The following is a 15,584-nucleotide window of genomic DNA, read 5'->3' as shown; positions in this document are numbered from 1 at the left end:
CGAGGGGGCGGGGACCCGCCTTGGGACGGCCCGGCGCCGGGTCCTCCGGGCGGCACTGGTGGACCGGCGGAGCCGGATCCACTGTGCCCATGGTCTGAAAGCCTCCACTTCGTGGGGGCTTTTTTTTGCCGCGCTCCCTGGGGGGCGGGTATGGCTCAAGAGGCCGGCGTGACGCAGCGGAAGTTCTTGGCGTCTTCCAGCGAACCGCTGCCGGTGTAGCGGGCCTGCTGAGGGTAGGGGCACAGCGGGCGGGTGCGGCCGGGCCAGGGGGCGTCGGAGCCGGGGCGGGCGGAGGCCAGGATCGAGGCGGGGGCGACGCCCTTTTCGACCCAGTCCACGATGGCCGTAACCATGTCGAACTTGTCGGTGGCGGGGCCGCCGCTGCAGTGGTTCATGCCGGGTATCGTGAACAGCCGGGCGAAGTCCGATGCGTCGGCGTGGGCGCGGCGCAGGCCCTGGTACCAGGCGATGGTGTCGTTCACAGAGAACACCGGGTCGCTGTTGCCGTGGTAGACGATCATCTTGCCGCCCCGGGCCTTCAGGGTGCCCAGGTCGGTCGGATCGGGCGGCGTCATGAAGCTCATCGGCGACTCGGCATAGACCGGCGTGGTCGCGAAGATTTTCGGCGCGTCGGTGTCGAAATCGAAGCCGAGCAGGTAGTCGATGACCTGCGTGCCGGTGCCGCGCACCTGGGTGGGAGGCGTGGTGAAGACGTAGGGCAGCGAGCCGCCGCCCAGGGTCGCGATCAGGGAATTGGGGACCTCGGTGGTCGAGGTCCCCAGCTTCCAGAAGCGCCAGCCCATGGTCGCCACGCCGGCGTCGTAGGGCCAGTCGGCGTACAGGGCCTCGCCCTTGCCGTTCTTCGGGCCGCCGAAGACTTTCTTCAGCGCATCCACCTGCGGGGTGCTCAGGCAGGTATCGGCCTTGGCGCCGGGGCAGGTCAGGTCCTCGGGCTTGAAGGCGGCCTTGCAGGCCACGGGGTCGTCGATCATGCCGTCGGCCGCGCCGTCCAGGGCGTCGCAGGCGGCCACCGTCCGGTCGGCCAGCAGCTGCATGTCCTGGAACGAGAATGCCTGGCTGATGATGGGCCGGTCTCCGCCCGTGCGCGGCGCCACGGCGGCGAAAGCCTGGTTGTCCCAGGCGTGCTGCACGGCGGCCTGGGGCAGGTTGAAGCCCGGATTGCCGGCGACGATGCCGTCGAACTGGTCGGCGAAGCGCGAGGCGGCCACCATGGCCTGCCTGCCGCCATTCGAGCAGCCGACGAAATAGGAGTGGTCGGCGCCGCGTCCGTAGAAGCGCTCGAGGATGGCCTTGGCGGTCGGGGTGACCGTGCCGACCGCGTTGTAGCCATAGTCCACGCGGGCCTGGGGGTCGAGGCCGAACAGCGAGCCGCCGACGATGGGTTCGCTTTCGCTGGTATGGCCGCCGTCGGTGCTGGCGACGGCGAATCCCATGGACAGCGCGTTGGTGGAGGCGCCCGCCCCCGTCAGGGTGCCCAGGGCGGGGTTGACGGCGCCATCCGTGCCGCCGCCGCCCTGGAAGAAGAAGCGGCCGTTCCAGGTGTCCGGCATGCGCAGCTCGAAGCCGATGGCGTAGGCCTTGCCGTCGACGTCGCTGTTGCGCAGGTTCAGCCGGCCTTGCAGCCGGCAGTGCGCGGGCACGGACTGCGCGGGGTTATCCGCGGAGACGGCGGCAATGGTTTCGGGGGTGGCCAGTTCAAGCCGGGGGATTCCCAGCGCGGCCGCCGTGATGTCGGCGCAGGCAAGGCGGGGCGGATCGGAAGGTTCCGCGGCGGACGGCCCCGCGTCGTCGGAACCGCCGCAGCCGTGCAGCGCTCCCAGGGCGGCGAGTACCCCGCCGGCCAGATGGCGTTTCTTCATGCTTGTCTCCTCCTCGTGGGCGGCCGCGCGGGATGTCGATTGGCTTCTTCGGGGCGCGGCGGATGACGGATTCAACCGTCATTTATTTAATATAGTTAAATAAAAAAGAATCTGGATCAGGTGTAAACCCTAGATAAATTGCTTGGAAAAAGAAATTTATTGTTTATTAAGATAATTAATTGTGTGAAGTCGTCCAGGCAAAGAAAAAGGCATGCCGGAGCATGCCTTGTTCGTGGCGCGGCCGGACCGGCCGCGGCGGGTGGCGGTCAGCGGTGCGCGGTCACCAGGACGTCGCCGCCTTCCAGGTCGGCTTCGATCTGCCGGGCGCCCGGGGCGCTCAGGGCCTGGTCCAGCCGGTCCTTGTCCAGCTCGCCTTCCCAGCGGGCCACGACGACGCTGGCCACCGCGTTGCCCACCAGGTTGGTCAGCGCGCGGCATTCGGACATGAAGCGGTCGATGCCCAGGATCAGCGCCATGCCGGCCACGGGGACCGAAGGCACGACAGACAGCGTCGCGGCCAGGGTGATGAAGCCGGCGCCGGTGATGCCCGCCGCGCCCTTGGAACTGAGCATCGCGACGAGCAGCAGCAGGATCTGGTCCACCAGCGACAGGTGGATGTCCGTCGCCTGGGCGATGAACAGGGCCGCCAGGGTCATGTAGATGTTGGTGCCGTCCAGGTTGAAGGAATAGCCGGTGGGGATGACCAGGCCGACCACGGGCTTGGAGCAGCCGGCGCGCTCCATCTTTTCCATGAGCGTGGGCAGGGCCGCCTCGGACGAACTGGTGCCCAGCACCAGCAGCAGCTCCTCGCGGATGTAGCGGATCAGCTTCAGGATGGAGAAGCCGTTGTAGCGGGCCACCGCGCCCAGCACGACGAGCACGAACAGCAGCGAGGTCAGGTAGAAGGTGCCGACCAGCAGCGCCAGGTTGGCGATGGAGCCGATGCCGTACTTGCCGATGGTGAACGCCATGGCGCCGAAGGCGCCGATGGGCGCGGCCTTCATCAGGATGGCGACCAGCCTGAAGAAGGCCGACGAGATGGATTGCAGGAAATCCAGGACCGGCGCGCCCTTGTCGCCCACGGCGCCCAGCGAGATGCCGAACAGCACGGAGAAGAACAGCACCTGGAGGATGTCGCCGCTGGCGAAGGCGCTGACCACCGTGTCCGGGATGATGTTCATCAGGAAGCCGACCAGGGTCTGGTCATGAGCCTTGGCCGAGTACGAGGCCACGGCCTTCGCGTCCAGCGTGGCGGGGTCGATGTGCAGGCCGGTGCCCGGATGCACGACGTTGGCCACGATCATGCCGATGATGAGGGCCAGCGTGGAAAAGGTCAGGAAATAGATCATGGCCTTGCCCACGACGCGACCCACTTTCTGCAGGTCGCGCATGCCGGCGATGCCGGTGGTGACCGTCAGGAAGATGACGGGCGCGATGATCATCTTCACCAGCTTGATGAAGGCATCGCCCAGGGGCTTCATCGATTCCCCGATCTGGGGATAGAAGTGGCCGAGCAGGATGCCGACCGTGATGGCGAACAGTACCTGCACGTACAGGATCTGATAGAACTTTTTCTTGCGCACGGGCGCCTGCGCCGTGCTGGGTATGTCGATCATCGGGATGTCCCCTTCCAATGGCCGCCTGCCCGCCGCGTCTTGGCGCGGGCGGGGGCTCGTTTTCAACGGTTGCCGAGCTCGTGGGAGCTTCGTTGACGCCACTAATGCAATCGGCATGCCCGTTTTGCGGTAGCGGAGGTGAATTCGTAACCTATTGATCGGACTGGATAATTTTCTCGTTGAAAGAAACTTGCCAGGGACGGGAGTGCGGTTTTTCGCTCACGTCCGTTTTCGGTGTGCGAAAATCCGCACATCGCCTTCCCGTCCGCCGCCATGCCTGCTCCTTCCTTGCCGACCCCGGACGACCGCCCCGCGCCGTCGTCCTTCCGGGTTCCCGGCCATGGCCGGGCATGGGCCTGTTTCGTCCTGATCGGCGTCGCGCTGCTGGCGTCCGCGCTGTGGGCGGCGGGAGGCGTGGGGCGTGAGCAGGCCTATTCGGAGGTCGCGGCGGCGGCGCGCAACGCGGCGGCGCTGAAGGTCGCGCTGTTGACCGCCGAGCTCGACAAGCAGCGCTCGCTGCCCTTCGTGCTGGCGCAGGACTCCGAGGTCAGTGCGGCGCTGGCCACCGGGGACCCGGCGCGCTATGGCGCGCTGAATCTCAAGTTCGAGGCGCTGAGCCGGGATACCGGCGCCGCCGTCATCTACCTGCTCGATCCTCGCGGCGTGGGCGTGGCCGCCAGCAACTGGAACCAGCCCACCAGCTTCGTGGGCTCGGATTACGCGTTCAGGCCCTATTTCCAGGGGGCGGCGCATGCCGGCCAAGCCGAGTATTTCGCGCTCGGCAACGTCAGCAACCGCCCGGGGCTGTACCTGAGCCGGCAACTGGAGCGGGACGGACGGACGCTAGGGGTGGTGGTCGTGAAAGTGGAGTTCGACGGCGTCGAGGCCGGCTGGCGGCGCTTCCCGGATCCGGCGTTCGTGACCGACGAGCACGGCGTGGTGCTGTTGTCCTCGCAGGAGGATTGGCGCTTCCAGGTCTACGGCACGCTGTCGGCGGCACAGCGGGACGCGCTGCGGACCAGCCTGCAGTTCGGCGATGCGCCGCTGTCCGCCCTGCCGGCGCGGGCCGCCCCGGACCGCCCGGGGCAGGTGGTGGCGAGCCTGCCCGGGCGGGCTGAACAGGAATACGTGCATGTGCAGGAGCCGGTGCCGGGTACGCCGTGGCAGTTCCACCTGCTGGGCGCGACCCGCGAGGCCATGGCGCGCGCGGCCGCATCGGCCCGCGTGGCCGCCGCGCTGCTGGTGCTGTGCGCCCTGTTCGTGGCGGGGATCTGGCTGCATCGCCGGCACCGCGCCCACGATCTCGTGCTTGCCCAGGCTGCCGCGCGCCAGGAACTGGAGTCGCGCGTGGCGGCGCGCACGGGCGAGCTACGGGCCGCCAATGACCAGTTGCGGGCCGAGATGGAAGACCGGCGCCGCGCCGAAGCCGAACTGCACAAGTTGCAGGAAGAACTGGTGCAGGCCAACAAACTGGCCTTCCTGGGCCAGATCACCGCCGGCGTGGCGCACGAGATCAACCAGCCGGTCGCGGCCATCCGCAGCTACGCCGACAACTCGGCCGCCTACCTGGACCGGGGCAACGTCGAGCGGGCGCGCGGCAACATGGCGTCGATCGCCGCGCTCACGCAGCGCATCGGCGTCATCACCGACGAGTTGCGGACCTTCTCGCGCAAATCCTCCGGCGCTTCTTCCGGCCCGGTGCCGGTGGCCGCCGCCGTCGACGGCGCGCTGACGCTGGTGGGTGCCCAGATGCGCCGGCATGGCATCGCGCTCGAACGCACCGGCGTGGATGACGGCCTGGCGGTGCGCGCCGAGCGCGTGCGCCTGGAGCAGGTGCTGGTCAACCTTCTGCAGAACGCCATCGAGGCGCTGGAGCGGACGTCCGGTCCCCGGATATGGATACGCGCCACGCGCGACGCGAACCAGGTCGCCATCGAAGTCGGAGACAACGGCCCCGGCCTGCCCGACAGCGTCATGGCGGCCCTCTATACCCCCTTCGTCACCACCAAGCCGCGCGGCCTCGGCCTCGGGCTGGTCATCAGCCGCGACATCGTCGCCGACTTCGGCGGCACGTTGTCCGTGCACACCGCGGGGCGCGGCGCGTGTTTCACCATCCGTCTTCCCGAGGCTGCTTCGTGAACGCTTCCTTTCCCACCGATCCCACGCCGCCGGGGGCCGACGCCGTCGACCGCGTGCTGTTCGTCGACGACGATCCCGCCATGCGGGAAGCCAACCAGCAGACCCTGGAGCTGGCCGGTTTCCGCGTCGAGACCGCTGTCTCGGCCGCCGAGGCCCTGGAGCGGGTACCGGCCGATTTCGCCGGCATCGTCGTCACGGACGTGCGCATGCCGGTGGTCGATGGCCTGGAACTGTTCCGGCGGCTGCGCGAACGGGACCCGGACCTGCCCGTCATCCTGATCACCGGCCACGGCGACGTCGACATGGCGGTGGCCGCCATGCACGAAGGCGCCTACGACTTCCTGGCCAAGCCCTATCCGGCCGAGCGGCTGGCCACGGCGGCCCGCAACGCATTGGACAAGCGGCGCCTGGTGCTGGACAACCGCCGGCTGAAGCGGCTGGCCCGCGACGCGGGCGAGAGCCTGCCGTTGATCGGCGAGACGCCGGCCATGCAGCGCCTGCGCAAGACACTGGGCCATCTGGCCAGCGCCGACGTCGACGTCCTGGTGCTGGGCGAAACCGGGGCGGGCAAGGAGGTGGTGGCCCAGGCCCTGCATGCCTGGGGCGCGCGCCATGCGCAGCCTTTCGTCGGGCTTAATTGCGGCGCCTTGCCGGACACGGTCATCGAAAGCGAACTGTTCGGCCACGAGGCCGGCGCGTTCACCGGCGCCCAGCGCCGCCGCGTCGGGCGCATCGAGCATTCCAGCGGCGGCACGCTGTTCCTGGACGAGATCGAAAGCATGCCGCTGGCAGCGCAGATCAAGCTGCTGCGGGTGCTGGAGACGCGCGAGGTTTCGCCGCTGGGTACCAACGAGGTCCGTCCGGTCGACCTGCGCGTGGTGGCGGCCACCAAGACCGACCTGAGCGATCCGGCGCAGCGCGGCCAGTTCCGTGCCGACCTGTTCCATCGCCTGAACGTGGTGACCGTCCGCATCCCGCCCCTGCGCGAACGCCGCGACGACATCCCGCTGCTGTTTTCCTATTTCGTTTCCCGCGCGGCGGCCCGCTTCAAGATCGACCCGCCCGCGATCACGCCGGCGGTGCGCCAGCACCTGCGGACCCACGCCTGGCCCGGCAACGTCAGGGAACTGATGCACTACGCCGAACGCGTGGTGCTGGGAGTGGAAGAGACGGCGCCCGAAGCGCCGGAGACCGAAGCGACCCTGCCGCAGCGCGTGGAGCGCTACGAGGCCGACCTGATCCGGGAAGCGCTGGCGCGCCACCAGGGCGACATCAAGGCCACCCTGCAAACCCTGGGTATTCCGCGCAAGACTTTCTACGACAAGCTGCAACGCCACGGCATAGACCGGGGGGTGTATCTGATCCCCCCTACGCGCTGAGAGGAAGCCCACCCCCTACGCCCTTCGGGCGCCCCCTCAAGGGGGCGGCGCTGGCGGACCGGCAAAGCCGGATCCGCGGCACCCTGGATCAAAGCAAACATGCGGTGCTTCGCACCGAGAACGACGACACAGACCACGACACGGTGGATCCGGCTCCGCCGGTCCACCGCCGTCGGCCCCCTGGGGGGCGCCCGAAGGGCGTAGGGGGGGTCATCCTATACCGGGGACTACCGTGGAGAAGCCGGCGTCTACGTGCGTGACTTCGCCGGTTACGCCGGCGGCCAGGTCCGACAGCAGGAAGGCGGCGACGTTGCCGACATCGTCGATGGTGACGTTGCGGCGCAGCGGCGCGAAGGTCTCGACGAAGTTCAGGATCTTCGAGAAGTCCTTGATGCCGGCGGCCGCCAGCGTCTTGATGGGGCCGGCCGAGATGGCGTTGGCGCGGATGCCCTTGGGGCCCAGCGACGTCGCCAGGTAGCGGGTAGCGGCTTCCAGCGCGGCCTTGGCCACGCCCATGGTGTTGTAGTTGTCGACCACGCGCTCGGCGCCCAGGTAGCTGAGCGTCAGCACCGCACCGGTGCCATTGCCTTCCGGCCCTTGCAGCAGAGGCAGGGCGGCCTTGGCCATGGCGGGGAAGCTGTAGGCCGAGATGTCGTGCGCGATGCGGAAGCCTTCGCGCGACAGGCCGTCAAGGAAGTCGCCGGCGATGGCTTCGCGCGGCGCGAAGCCGATCGCGTGTACCAGGCCATCCAGCTTGGTCCAGGTCTTGCCCAGGTCGGCGAACACGGCCTCGATCTGCGCGTCGTCGCCGACGTCGCACGGAAACACGAGCTGGCTGTCGAATTCGGCGGCGAATTCGGTGATGCGATCCTTGAAGCGGTCGCCTACGTAGGTGAAGGCAAGCTCCGCGCCTTCGCGGTGGCAGGCCTTGGCGATGCCATAGGCGATGGAGCGATTGGACAGCACCCCGGTGACCAGGATGCGTTTACCGGCGAGAAAGCCCATGTCTAGGGTCCCTGTAAAAGAATGTACCCCCTACGCGCTGCGCGCGCCCCCCAGGAGGCGGCACTGGTGGACCGGCGGAGCCGGATCCACGGTGCCCGGGCAACTGCCTGGGGGCTTATGGGGGCGTGGGAGGTGCGAGTTTACTGGATCTTCAGCGTGCGGCCGGCGGGGATGTTCGAGCCCTTGATGCGATTCAGGGCGCGCAGGCGGTCGACCGAGATGTCGTACTGGCGGGCGATGGAGCTTAGGGTGTCGCCCTTGCGGACCTTGTACGTCCGTGCCTGGACGGTCTTTTTCGCGCGGCCATTGCTCTGGACGGTGGCGCGCACGGGGGTGATGCCGGCGCTGGCGACCAGGGTGGGTTCGGCCTGGCGGCTGGTGGGCACCATGAGGATGTCGCCGGATCCGATGCGCGATCGGGTGCCCAGGCCGTTGGCCTTGCGCAGCGTCGCGACCGAGGTGCCGTATTTGCGGGCGACGGTGGTCAGGGTCTCGCCGCGGGCCAGTTCATGCGTGTGCCAGGACGACAGCGAACCGCTGTAGGCGCGCAGGTTGGCCTCGAAGATGCTGATGCGGTCGGCCGGCAGCAGCAGCGTGGGCTCGTGGCTGCCCAGGATCACGCCGCGGTTGAACGACGGGTTGAGCGCCTTGAATTCGTCGAGCGGCATCTCGGCCAGCTGGGCGGCCAGCTTCACATCGATGTTGCGGCTCTTGGTGATGGTGACGAAGTAGGGCTGGTTGTCGATCGACGGCAGCGCGATGTTGTAGGCGGCCGGATTGGAGATGATGTTCTTGATCGCCTGCAGCTTGGGGATGTAGTTGCGCGTCTCGTCCGGCATGTCCAGCGACAGGTAGTCGGTCGGCTGGCTGCGCGCCGTGTTCTTGTCGATGGCGCGCTTGACCGAGCCTTCGCCCCAGTTGTAGGAGGCCAGCGCCAGGTGCCAGTCGCCGTGGAAGTCGAACAGGTATTGCAGGTAGTCCAGCGCCGCGCGGGTGGAGGCGATGGGGTCGCGCCGCTCGTCGCGCCACCAGTCCTGCTTCAGGTTGAAGCCGCGGCCGGTGGTGGGGATGAACTGCCACAGGCCCGACGCCTGCGAGCGCGACAGCGCCCAGGGGTCGTACGAGCTTTCCACGAAGGGGAGCAGCGCGAGTTCGGTCGGCATGCCGCGCTGGTCGATCTCTTCGACGATGTAATAGAGATACTTGCCGGCGCGCTCGGCCGTCCGCTGGATGTAGTCCGGGCGTGAGGCGTAGAAGTTCTCCCATTCCTTGACCAGCGGCGTGTCGATGTTGGGCACCGCATAGCCGCGCCGGATACGGGTCCAGATATCGGCCGGCTGCACGGTCAGGTCGACCATGCGCGGTTCCAGGCCGTCATCGGGCGTGTGCAGGCTCAGGGGCGAGTCGATGCGCCGGCCGACGGGGCGGGGTGCCTGGGAGACTCGCGGGGAGGAAGAGAAGCCGGCGGGGTTGTTGGTGCCGGTGGAGGGGGCGGTCGCCACCCCTTGCATGTCCTGGCCGGTTGCCGCGGGGCGTTCCATCGAAGCGCAGCCCGCCAGGACCATCACGCACCCGGCGATCAGGATTTTGTACAGGGAGGCTGGACGACCATCGCGGACGCCCGCCCGCAGATTCCAGACGCCGCGGGGGCGCAATAGCATGTTTCGTGTCCTTGACCACATGCCTCGCTGGGCCTCGTCCCGGAGGACGGGGCCCAGCGAGGCAGTTTCAATTTGGAGCCGCGGGGATTCCGGGAAGGGGCACAGGGCCCCGGCTCGGGGGACCGGCGCGACTCACGGTGCATTTAGCGCGGCATAGTACGAATCGAGAATGGTTTCCGTCAACCCGCTTTACAAATTCGAAGCTTTTGGCGGGCATTGAACGGAAATCGGGGCAAGATGCGGCGTGCTCTACCGGAAGTCGTTCTTCCATTCGCGCAGCGCCGCGAAAACCTCGACGGCGTCGGCCATCGGCCTGCCGGCATGGGTCGCCGCGGCCGCCGCCACCTCGGGAACGGCGGTGCGCAGGAAAGGATTGACCTGGCGTTCCAGATCCAGCGTGGTGGGCACCGTGGGCTGCGATTGTTCGCGCAGGTGGCGCGCCTGCTGGTGCCACACGTGCAGCGCCGCGTTGTCGGGTTCGACGGCGGTGGCCCAGGCCAGGTTGGACAAGGTGTATTCGTGCGCGCAGTAGATGCGCGTCCTGGCGGGCAGGGCGGCCAGTTTGTCCAGCGAGGCCTTCATCTGCTGCGGCGTGCCCTCGAACAGGCGGCCGCATCCCGAGGCGAACAGCGTGTCGCCGCAGAACACCAGCGGTTCGACGCCGGCCGCGCGGCCGGCATACGCGATGTGGCCGGCGGTATGCCCCGGCACGTCCAGCACCTCCAGGTCCAGATCCAGTTCAGGCAGGGTGACCCGGTCGCCCTGGGCGAGGCGGCGGTCGCAGTGGGGCAGTTTCTCGCCCGCGGGACCGAATACCGTGGCGCCGGTGCGTTCGACCAGCTCCAGGACACCGCCGACATGGTCCTTGTGGTGGTGAGTCAGTAGAATGGCACGAAGCTGGAGGCGCTGCTGCTGCAGCGAGGCCAGGACCGGACCGGCGTCGCCGGGGTCCACCACGGCCGCCAGCGTGCCCTGCCGGATCAACCACAGGTAGTTGTCATTGAAGGCGGGGATGCCGGTTATGCCGGCCGCCGGGCCGGCATCTTGCGGGCCGGCCGATCGTTTGCTTCCTTTCGAGTCTTTCATTCCGATGCTGCCGTCTGACGTCCAGGATTCTCCGATTGTAGAGCTTGCCGCGTGGCTGGCGACCGATCCCGGCCGCCACGCGCTCGCCTGGGAGCAGGCGCGGCTGGACGAGGCGGTGTCCGACGTATTCGGCTTCCATGCCATGCAGGCCGGCCTGGCCGAACTGGACGCGCTGCGCGCCAACCGCATGCCCTTCAAGGGCTACGTCGCCGGCGCGATACCGTCCGAGCCGCAGCGGGCGCGCTGGAATGCGTTCGTGGTGGCCGACCTGGAGGCCTTGCCGTTCGATTCGCAAAGCCTGGACCTGCTGGTCCTGCCCCACACGCTGGAGTGCTCGGACGACCCCCACCAGGTCCTGCGCGAGGCCGAACGGGTGCTGATTCCCGAAGGCCGCCTGGTGATCACCGGTTTCAATCCGTGGAGCCTGTGGGGCGCCGGCCGCCTGCTGGGCCGGCGCCGGTCCTTCCTGCCGCCCGGCATCCAGCCGCTGTCCCCCGCGCGCATCAAGGACTGGCTCAAGCTGCTGTCGTTCGAGGTCGAGAGCGGCCGCTTCGGCATCTATGCGCCGGCCTGCCGCACCGAGAAATGGCTGCGCCGCTACGCCTTCATGGAAAGCGCCGGCGAGCGCTGGTGGCCGGTATGCGGCGGGCTGTACGTGGTGTCCGCGGTCAAGCGCACGGTGGGCATGCGGCTGATCGGTCCCGCCTGGAAAAAGCAGAAGGCGCCGCGCCGCGCCGCGGTGGCCACGGCCCGGGAGGTCCACCCGCTGCGGACCGGGCGCGAGCCCTCGCGGTAGGCCGCCCGCCGGGCGTCAGGCGTCGAACAGATTCTGCCGGATCTGCTGCAGGTGGCCCAGCAGGAGTTCGCGCGCCTGGGCGGCGTCGCGGTCCTTCAAGGCCTCGACGATGGCGCGGTGCTGCCGCTGGTACTGCACCCGCCGCTCCGGCGTGAGCGAACGGCGCTTCAAGCGGCCCCATTCCCCCTGTTCGCGGACACGGTTGGTCAGTTCCAGGATCTGCAGGAAGAACGAGTTGTGGGTGGCTTCGGCGAAGGACTTGTGGAGTTCGCCATCCCAGTGCTCGAAGGCCTCGATGCTGGCGGCGATTTCCGATTCCTCCACGCATTGCTGCATGCGGGCGAAGTCGGCGGCATTGGCGTTGCGGGCGATCAGGGCCGGCATCAGGGGTTCGATCAGCAGCCGCGCTTCCATGAGTTCGGCCGGGCTGGTGCTGACCTCGGGCGCGGGCGAGGGGCCGCCGGCCAGGGCCTGGGCGCCTTCGGCGACGAAGGTGCCGCTGCCCACGGACTGGATGATCAGGCCGCGGGTGCGCAGGTCGGCCAGCACGCGGCGCACCGACCCGCGCGAGATCGCGAAGCGCTGGCTCAGCTCGCGCTCGGGCGGCAGCTTGACGCCCACGTGCAGCCTGCCGCTGGATATCTCCCCCAACAGGTGGTGCATGAGCTCTTTGGCCCCGGGGGCGCGCGAAATGGGGCTGTGCGCTGCGGATTCGTCCATGGTGGCTGTCCCTCGTTCTGCCGCTACCTTAATTCAATGGTACCAATTGGTCAAATAAAGTGGGGCCGCACGCTTGATGAAGATCCAATTTGGTTTTATATTGGTATATGAATTTACCAATTGGATCTGTTAACGCATCATGAAATTCGTCCACCTGATCGCCGACGGCAAACCCGCCATCGCCCTTGCCGATGCCGACATGCGGCATTACTGGCCGCTGGCCGACCTCGTTCCCGGATTCTCCGGCGACATGGTCCAACTGGTCCAGGATTTCGACCGGATCCGTTCCAGCCTGGCCACGCGCGGGGCCGGACGGCCCTTGTCGGGCGCGCGGCTGCTGGCGCCCATCGACCGCCCCCGGCGCAACATCTTCTGCGTCGGCAAGAACTATTTCGAGCATGCGGCGGAATTCAGCAAATCGGGCTTTGATTCCAGCGCGAAGGAAGGCGAGCACGCGCCCGAAGCCCCCGTGGTGTTCACCAAGGGGTACAACACCGTGATCGGGCCGGACGCGGCCATTCCCTCGCACGAAGGGGTCACCTCCCAGCTCGACTACGAGGCCGAACTGGCCGTGGTCATCGGCAAGCCGGGCCGGAACATCCCGCGCGAGCGTGCGCTGGAGCACGTATTCGGCTACACCATCGTCAACGACTTCACGGCGCGTGACCTGCAGAAGCTGCATCGCCAGTGGTTCCTCGGCAAGTCGCTGGACGGCTTCTGCCCCATGGGACCGGCGCTGGTCACCGCCGACGAGCTGGATGCCGCCAACCTGGACATCCGCTGCTGGGTCAACGGCGAACTGCGCCAGGATGCCAATACCCGGCAACTGATCTTCGACATTCCGACGCTGATCGCGACCATCTCGTCCGGCATCACGCTGGAGCCGGGAGACGTGATCGCCACCGGCACGCCGGCGGGCGTGGGCATAGGTTTCAACCCGCCCCGTTTCGTCAAGCGCGGCGACGTGATCCGCATCGAAGTGCAGGGCATAGGCGTGCTGGAGAACGCCGTCGATTGAAGGCGCGCGGCGCAGGCCGCGCGCCGCCCGACATCCCCGGACACACGGGGGCGGGCGCCAACCCGTAGGGAAACGAGGAGACGACATGAAACGCACATTGCTGGTCTGGGCGGCCTGCTGCGCCGTCCTTGGCGGCGCGCCCGCCGCCGCGCAGGACTCCTGGCCGACCCGGCCCATCACCATGGTCGTGCCTTTCCCGCCGGGGGGCGTGGCCGACACCGTCGCCCGTCCGGTGGCCGAATCCATGAGCCGCTTCCTGGGCCAGGCCGTGGTGGTCGAGAACCGGGGCGGCGCCGGCGGCGGCGTCGGCATGGGGCATGTCGCCAAGTCGGCGGCCGACGGCTACACCATCATGATGGCGCTGTCGTCCATCTCCATTCTGCCCGAGGCCGACAAGCTGCTGGGCAGGGAGCCGATGTACCAGTTGTCCCAGTTCACCCCCATCGCCCGCTTCACGGCCGATCCGACCGTGCTGGTGGTGCGGTCCGAGAGCCCGTGGAAGACGGCGCAGGAATTCATCGCCGCCCAGAAGAAGGGCGACCGTGGCGTGGCCTATGGGTCCTCGGGCAACTACGGCACCATGCACGTGCCCATGGAGATGCTGCGCAACGAAGCGAACCTGCGCCTGCTGCACGTGCCCTACACCGGCGCCGGGCCGGCCATCGTGGCGCTGCTTGCCGACCAGGTCCAGGCGCTGTCGACGGGGCCGGCCTCGGTGCTCCAGCACATCAAGGGCGGCAAGGTCCGGGCCCTGGCGCACTGGGGCACGGGGCGGCTGGAGTCCCTGCCCGACGTTCCCAGCCTGACGGAACTGGGACACCCGGTCCGGTTCGCGCAGTGGTCCGGCGTGTTCGCGCCGGCCGGCACGCCGGCGCCGGTGGTCGACCGCCTGCGCGCCGCCGCCAAGGCCGCAGCCACGGATCCCAAGGTATTGAAGACCATCCAGGGCGCGGGCAGCCCGGTCATGTACCTGGACGCGCCGGAGTTCGCCGCCTACTGGCAGGCCGATGCCAAGGTGCTGGCCGAGGCCGTGCGCCGGATAGGCAAGGTCGAGTAGCGGAAAACGAGGGTTTACGCGGGGCTCCGAAAGCGCGAGATCCCGCGCAATCGTCATGGTCCGATGCTAAAGTGGGCGATACACCTTGTTGCGCTTTCCGCTCGCTATAGTATGCAGAAGAGTTCGTTAGTCCCCGTCGTGGTGGTTGCCCTCGCCGTCGGGGCGGGAGTCGGCTATTTTTCCCCCCGCCTGTTCGGCACCGGCGCCCCGGCGGGCGGTGCTCCGCGGGCCACGGCGCCCGATCCGGCGGCCAGGGCCGCCGGACCGCAGGCCATTCTGGTCGAGGTCCAGAAGGTCGCGCGCCGGCCGTTCGAGCGCGGCATCACCGCGGTCGGCAGCCTGCGATCCAACGAATCCGTGACCTTGCGCCCCGAAGTGGCGGGCCGCATCAGCGAGATCCGGTTCACCGAGGGCCAGCGGGTGAACAAGGGCCAGGTGCTGATACGCCTGGACGATTCCGTGCCGCGCGCCGAGTTCGAGCAGGCCCGCGCCAATTTCACGCTGGCCAAGAGCAACTACGACCGCTCCATCGAGCTGCAGCAGAAGGGCTTCATCAGCAAGCAGGCCAAGGACGAGGCCGACAACGCGATGAAGGTGCAGCAGGCCGCCATGGTGCTGGCCCAGGTCCGCCTGGACAAGAACGACATCCGGGCCCCGTTCGGCGGCGTGATCGGGCTGCGCAACGTGTCGACGGGCGACTATGTCGCGGTGGGCCAGGACCTGGTGGCGCTCGAGGCCATCGATCCGCTCAAGGTGGATTTCCGCATCCCGGAAATCTACCTGTCGCAGACCCGAACCGGCCAGACCCTGCAGGTATCGCTCGATGCCATGCCCGACAAGTCTTTCGGCGGCACCGTCTATGCCATCAGTCCGCTCATCGATACCGGCGGCCGTTCCATCGTCATGCGCGCCCAGGTCAAGAACCCCGGCGGCCAATTGCGCCCCGGCATGTTCGCGCGCGTGAAGCTGCTGCTGGACACGCCTTCCCAGGCGCTGGCCGTGCCCGAGGCGGCGCTGGTCCCGGTGGGCGACGACCAGTTCGTCTACCGCGTGCAGAACGGCCGCGCCGAGCGGGTGCAGGTCGAGGTCGGGCAGCGGCGCGAAGCCATGGTCGAGATCACGTCCGGCCTGGCCGAGGGCGATGTGATCGTGGTGGCCGGCGCGCAGAAGCTGCGCGACGGCGTGCCGGTGAAGCTCGCCAGCGCCACGGCGTCGGCGCTCTGAGGC

The 15,584-nt window shown here is 68.2% G+C and carries 12 protein-coding genes; 6 read left to right on the top strand and 6 right to left on the bottom strand.

The genetic code is table 11. The features are described 5' to 3' along the window. Positions 1–155: 155 nt before the first annotated feature. Together WKR98_RS22025 and WKR98_RS22020 are read right to left on the bottom strand one after the other, a co-directional pair. Entirely contained in the window at positions 156–1,880 is a 1,725-nt protein-coding gene (locus WKR98_RS22025) for a tannase/feruloyl esterase family alpha/beta hydrolase (RefSeq protein WP_341434669.1), read from the bottom strand. 266 nt (positions 1,881–2,146) lie between these two features. Then, positions 2,147–3,496, bottom strand: coding sequence for a dicarboxylate/amino acid:cation symporter (locus tag WKR98_RS22020; RefSeq protein WP_341434668.1), 1,350 nt, complete (start codon positions 3,494–3,496; stop codon positions 2,147–2,149). A gap of 273 nt (positions 3,497–3,769) precedes the next feature. Between WKR98_RS22020 and WKR98_RS22015 the strand changes: the two genes are divergently transcribed. Further along, entirely contained in the window at positions 3,770–5,635 is a 1,866-nt protein-coding gene (locus WKR98_RS22015) for a sensor histidine kinase (protein ID WP_341434667.1), read from the top strand. An 80-nt stretch (positions 5,636–5,715) separates the two neighbouring features. Next, positions 5,716–7,014, top strand: coding sequence for a sigma-54-dependent transcriptional regulator (locus WKR98_RS22010; protein ID WP_341434703.1), 1,299 nt, complete (start codon positions 5,716–5,718; stop codon positions 7,012–7,014). A gap of 210 nt (positions 7,015–7,224) precedes the next feature. Here the strand turns inward: WKR98_RS22010 and fabI are convergent, their stop codons facing one another. The 3 genes from fabI to gloB all read right to left on the bottom strand — a co-directional run bounded on the left by fabI (position 7,225) and on the right by gloB (position 10,766). After that, on the bottom strand, positions 7,225–8,019 hold the full coding sequence (gene fabI / locus WKR98_RS22005; RefSeq protein ID WP_124690927.1) for an enoyl-ACP reductase FabI: 795 nt from the start codon (positions 8,017–8,019) through the stop codon (positions 7,225–7,227). Between the two features lie 140 nt (positions 8,020–8,159). Further along, on the bottom strand, positions 8,160–9,680 hold the full coding sequence (locus WKR98_RS22000; protein ID WP_341434666.1) for a LysM peptidoglycan-binding domain-containing protein: 1,521 nt from the start codon (positions 9,678–9,680) through the stop codon (positions 8,160–8,162). Positions 9,681–9,929: 249 nt separating this feature from the next. Further along, complete coding sequence (gloB, locus tag WKR98_RS21995; RefSeq protein WP_124690926.1) at positions 9,930–10,766, bottom strand: hydroxyacylglutathione hydrolase; 837 nt, start codon at positions 10,764–10,766, stop codon at positions 9,930–9,932. A gap of 4 nt (positions 10,767–10,770) precedes the next feature. Here gloB and WKR98_RS21990 point away from each other — a divergent pair, with 4 nt between their 5' ends. After that, entirely contained in the window at positions 10,771–11,562 is a 792-nt protein-coding gene (locus WKR98_RS21990) for a class I SAM-dependent methyltransferase (protein ID WP_124690925.1), read from the top strand. Positions 11,563–11,577: 15 nt separating this feature from the next. Here WKR98_RS21990 and WKR98_RS21985 read toward each other — a convergent pair whose 3' ends face one another. Further along, on the bottom strand, positions 11,578–12,282 hold the full coding sequence (locus WKR98_RS21985; RefSeq protein WP_124690924.1) for a FadR/GntR family transcriptional regulator: 705 nt from the start codon (positions 12,280–12,282) through the stop codon (positions 11,578–11,580). A 139-nt stretch (positions 12,283–12,421) separates the two neighbouring features. On the opposite strand from WKR98_RS21985, the gene WKR98_RS21980 reads away from it, so the two are divergent. From WKR98_RS21980 to WKR98_RS21970, 3 genes are all read left to right on the top strand, one after another. Further along, entirely contained in the window at positions 12,422–13,300 is an 879-nt protein-coding gene (locus tag WKR98_RS21980) for a fumarylacetoacetate hydrolase family protein (protein ID WP_124690923.1), read from the top strand. An 85-nt stretch (positions 13,301–13,385) separates the two neighbouring features. After that, on the top strand, positions 13,386–14,357 hold the full coding sequence (locus tag WKR98_RS21975) for a Bug family tripartite tricarboxylate transporter substrate binding protein (protein WP_341434665.1): 972 nt from the start codon (positions 13,386–13,388) through the stop codon (positions 14,355–14,357). A 111-nt stretch (positions 14,358–14,468) separates the two neighbouring features. After that, entirely contained in the window at positions 14,469–15,581 is a 1,113-nt protein-coding gene (locus tag WKR98_RS21970; protein WP_124690921.1) for an efflux RND transporter periplasmic adaptor subunit, read from the top strand. Positions 15,582–15,584: the final 3 nt, after the last annotated feature.

The sequence above is a fragment of the Pigmentiphaga sp. YJ18 genome, assembly GCF_038066655.1.
In the GTDB taxonomy this organism is placed as follows: domain Bacteria; phylum Pseudomonadota; class Gammaproteobacteria; order Burkholderiales; family Burkholderiaceae_B; genus Pigmentiphaga.
The sequence above is the reverse complement of the archived record's forward strand: the minus strand, read 5'-3'. Positions and strand labels throughout refer to the sequence as shown.